The following is a 3,900-nucleotide window of genomic DNA, read 5'->3' as shown; positions in this document are numbered from 1 at the left end:
TCTGATCGATATTGCGAGCAATCCTGTCGATATGGGAGCCCGTTGGGCGGTAGCCAAAAATCCTCACACGCCGGTTGAAGTACTCACTCACCTCTCTAGTGATCCCATCAACTTAGTGCGCGCCCTTGTCGCCGCCAACCCCTCAACTCCGAGTGATGTCTTAGAAAAATTCTTTAGCGATGAAAAAATCGTCCGTGACGGGCTCTCCGGCAATCCAAACACCCCAGCAAAACTACTCAAAATTCTCTGTGATGATAATGATAAAATGGTACGCATGCGCCTTGCAGAAAATCGTTCAGCCCCAAAAGAGATCATCAGTACTCTCACCAACGATACGGATAACGATGTAAGCAAAGCGGCACTTGCCAATCTGGGAGCACGCGTATGAAAAAACGCCATTTTGAAGAACGTAGTCAGTTTATGAGCTTGGAAAACCACTTTCTAAACACTTTTTTCTCCGGTCTTTACCTCAGTGCCAGCGACTTCATAGCCATCGGAAATGCCAACGGGTTAGAGCTTCGTATGCATTCTCGGGAAATGTTGATTAAAGATCTTCTCAATGAGTCCAATAAAATCGGTACTCTGCAAGGGGTCATCGCATCACTTAACGCGCTTATCGATGAACGTATCAATACCGCTCATCGCCTCAGCCTCGAATATCCTTCAGCACGTAATGCTTTAGCAAAACTAGCCCAAAAAGCAACCGGTTCAAAAGCGCTTTTGGCACGCGAAGCGAGAGGAAATCCGTATGAACACTAAAGCGTTAACGGATGCGCTCCACGCATTCCCTTATCCGGGTCTTAGCCGAACGCTCGGCGAACTAAAACTTCTATCGGAAGTAAAAGTCTCCGAGGGAAGTGCTAAAATCGAACTCCTCACCGTAAGCGATGATTCCTATCTCACACTCAAATCAGCAATCGAATCCGCTTTTGGAAATCATTTCACTAGACTCGATATTACTAAAAAAGCTCAGGTACAAAAAGACACCAATTACGGTAACAGTGCCAGCCCGAACAATAGAGCACCTTACGCTGCGAACGTCATTGCGGTTACCAGCGGTAAAGGGGGAGTCGGCAAGAGCACCGTCAGCGTCAACCTCGCCATTGCCCTTGCCCAAAAAGGGTATCGTGTCGGTATTTTGGATGCTGATGTCTACGGTCCCAATATTCCTCGCCTCACCAATACCGATCTTGAAAAGATCAAATGGAATGATGACAATAAAATCGTTCCAAGTGAAAACTACGGGATAAAAATTATGAGTGTCGCCCTCACTACACCGACCTCCGATACTCCGCTTGTTTGGCGTTCATCCGTTGCTGTCTCCGCATTGATTCAATTTCTTGAAGATGTCGCATGGGGCGAACTGGACTTTATGGTTATTGATATGCCTCCGGGAACCGGCGATATTCAACTTACCATGGCACAAGAGCTCCCTATCACCGCAGGTGTGATTGTTACGACGCCTCAACTGGTTGCAAGCGATGATGTCAGTCGTTCTATCCGAATGTTCCAAGATATTCACGTTCCAATGGCTGGATTGGTCGAAAATATGAGCTACTTTATCGCCCCTGATACCGGAACACGATATGACATTTTCGGTAGTGGGGGGGGTGAGCGATTGGCGGCACGTTATAACATCCCGTTATTGGGTCAGATTCCCTTAAATATGGATATACGAGAAGGCAGTGATAACGGTGAGCCACCGGTTGTTTTAGGATGTGACACGTTAAAAAGTTATTATCGAGAGATCGTAGAGAATATGCTAAAAGCAGTGAAGTTTAAAATTTAGTTCTTCATCACCCTGAACTGGATTCAGGGTCTAAGAAGATGCCGAATCAAGTTCGGCATGACGCTCATTTACTTGAAAATCTTTTTCAAATCCACTTCAACAGCACCAGGTACCGTTGCAATCGTCATAAATTCGCTCATCGTAAGCAACGGATAGCTGATCGCGATAAAGTATTTAGCACTTAATGCTTTTGCCTGTCCACCTTCGATCAATACTGCCCACGGAAGAATTTGTCCGTTTTGAGTTCCAATTTTTTTGACAAATCCGTTTGTACGGCGATCCATGTCAACGAATGCAACATAACGATCTTCGCCCACTTTTACAACCGCTGTAGTCCCTTTTGCTTTTTGTGCTTTAGCAACCAAATCAGCCGTAGAACCTTCGCCGACAACACTCATATCTTCGTAATACGGCATTCCAACCATAAAATGATACCCCGCAAGAGCATCAAATTCCCATTTATCCGCAGAGTCTTTTAATGGACCGAATGCTTTTTCCAGTGAAGCCAATTCAGCCGATGCAACTGCATGGCTATACTCTTTTTGCATAAACGCTTTTCCGAAATAAACCGGATTGGCAATACTGACTTGTTTACGCTCATCATCGACTAAAATGCGTCCAACAGCGGCAAGCGCGCGTGAAGGTTTATTTGCCATTGCTTTCATTTGAGCATTGGTAAACAATACCGTCGTCCCAGCATCGGTTGATTTTGTACCGATTACTTCAAATCCCGCAGATGATAGTTTGGATTTTACACTATCAACATCACTGTAAGCTCCGATTTTATAGGTAGCGACTACTTTTTCAACTTTGACTCCCGCCTCTGCTTCAGGTGCCGTTCCGGCACATCCGCAAAATCCGAGTACCAATGCACTCATTATTAGTGAATAGAATTTTTTCATTTCTCTTTCGCTCCCAATCCAATCATAATATCGATAATCTCTTTATCCAGACTACGAATCGAATTAACCATTTTAGGATCATTGAGCCCCATAACCGCAATCCAGTTCTCTAGTCTCGGCATACCTACGATAAGCTTGTTTGACCCTTTTTCAACATACATGTACATAGAACATGGGGCGAATGTCCCAGCATCAGGACGACCTTGGTTAAAAATACCCTCAGAGAAACGGAAATGACAAAGTGAGTAAACCCAATACTCATCATAGCGACCGAACTCGATATTACTATCCGTCATAGAACCTTTAATATCTTTGTATCCGGCAATGATATATTTATGACTTTCAAACGACTCTTCAAATTTACTTTGGAAGTCACTTTTAAATGCTTCTAAACTCGCTCCGCGTTCAAACGGGATTTCAAATGTCATCATCGGTTTAGCAGGTAGAGCTTTATAATCGATAACTTGTACTTTACTACCGATCTCAGCTTCCACCATTTTGTCCAACGGAACAAACGATGCAGCAAATTTTGCACGGACATCAGCATCTTTAACACCCACAATATCAAGCATCGTGTCTGGAGTTACGTGACCTACATAGGTTTTATTTTCACCCATTTTTTTGTAGATGTGCAGATTAAACGGAGAGAATCCACCCAATGAAGGTTCTTTCATTAACAACGGTCCAATTACGGAATCATTAGTGATAGAGAAAAATCCGAGGTTATCCAATGTTGTTTTAAACGTTGGATCGAAATCAGGATGTTTAACTTGTGCCCCTTTTTCGGTTTTAAACTCAGTTCCCCATTTGGTTTTATACGCATCGTTAATGCGCTCATGCGGATCAGATAGGACAAAGCCTAATGAATTGATCTTATTGTTGACCATATCCATATACACTTTCTCTTTATCGCCCTCACCGACATAAAATTTTACCCCTTGGGCACCAAAAGCCATTGAAGCAGCTAATGATAAAGCCGCTGCGCCGATTAATAATCTGCTAAACATAGTTTTCTCCTTCGTATAATCGCATTTGAGCCGTGATCTGCCCTTTTTTGCAAAGGGGATATTTTATCACAAAGCCATCAAAAAAACGATAATAACAACTCAAACTTTATGAACTCTGATTATCGCTGGGAAAAGTGGATAGATTGTGAATCTCTCCCAAGAAGGGAAAGAAGAAAACTTCTTAGAAGTTGAAGTTAAGCTG

Annotated in this window: 4 protein-coding genes and 1 pseudogene; 3 read left to right on the top strand and 2 right to left on the bottom strand. The window is 43.3% G+C overall.

Going from position 1 to position 3,900, the window contains the following annotated elements; genetic code table 11:
* From VFW36_RS12390 to VFW36_RS12380, 3 genes and pseudogenes are all read left to right on the top strand, one after another.
* A pseudogene (locus tag VFW36_RS12390) lies at window positions 1–388 on the top strand (hypothetical protein); the annotation flags it as partial.
* A complete protein-coding gene (locus VFW36_RS12385; protein ID WP_329659126.1) occupies window positions 385–759 on the top strand; it encodes a hypothetical protein in 375 nt (124 codons plus the stop codon). The pseudogene VFW36_RS12390 and the gene VFW36_RS12385, both read left to right, overlap by 4 nt.
* Window positions 749–1,789 carry an Mrp/NBP35 family ATP-binding protein gene (locus tag VFW36_RS12380; protein ID WP_329659125.1) on the top strand — a complete coding sequence of 347 codons (1,041 nt, stop codon included), beginning with the start codon at window positions 749–751 and terminating at the stop codon, window positions 1,787–1,789. The genes VFW36_RS12385 and VFW36_RS12380 overlap by 11 nt, the downstream gene beginning before the upstream one ends.
* A 68-nt stretch (window positions 1,790–1,857) precedes the next feature.
* Here VFW36_RS12380 and VFW36_RS12375 read toward each other — a convergent pair whose 3' ends face one another.
* Together VFW36_RS12375 and VFW36_RS12370 are read right to left on the bottom strand one after the other, a co-directional pair.
* Complete coding sequence (locus tag VFW36_RS12375) at window positions 1,858–2,691, bottom strand: hypothetical protein (RefSeq protein ID WP_329659124.1); 834 nt, start codon at window positions 2,689–2,691, stop codon at window positions 1,858–1,860.
* Window positions 2,688–3,698 carry a hypothetical protein gene (locus tag VFW36_RS12370; protein WP_329659123.1) on the bottom strand — a complete coding sequence of 337 codons (1,011 nt, stop codon included), beginning with the start codon at window positions 3,696–3,698 and terminating at the stop codon, window positions 2,688–2,690. The genes VFW36_RS12375 and VFW36_RS12370 overlap by 4 nt, the downstream gene beginning before the upstream one ends.
* Between the last annotated feature and the right edge of the window lie 202 nt (window positions 3,699–3,900).

Source organism: Sulfuricurvum sp. (assembly GCF_036279695.1).
Classification (GTDB): Bacteria; Campylobacterota; Campylobacteria; order Campylobacterales; family Sulfurimonadaceae; genus Sulfuricurvum.
Note: the sequence above shows the minus strand (reverse complement) of the source record. Positions and strands in the feature narration are given on the sequence as shown.

Coding starts and splice junctions, on each gene's coding strand:
- VFW36_RS12385 (WP_329659126.1), top strand. CDS start 385: ATGAAAAAACGCCATTTTGAAGAACGTAGTCAGTTTATGAGCTTGGAA.
- VFW36_RS12380 (WP_329659125.1), top strand. CDS start 749: ATGAACACTAAAGCGTTAACGGATGCGCTCCACGCATTCCCTTATCCG.
- VFW36_RS12375 (WP_329659124.1), bottom strand. CDS start 2,691: ATGAAAAAATTCTATTCACTAATAATGAGTGCATTGGTACTCGGATTT.
- VFW36_RS12370 (WP_329659123.1), bottom strand. CDS start 3,698: ATGTTTAGCAGATTATTAATCGGCGCAGCGGCTTTATCATTAGCTGCT.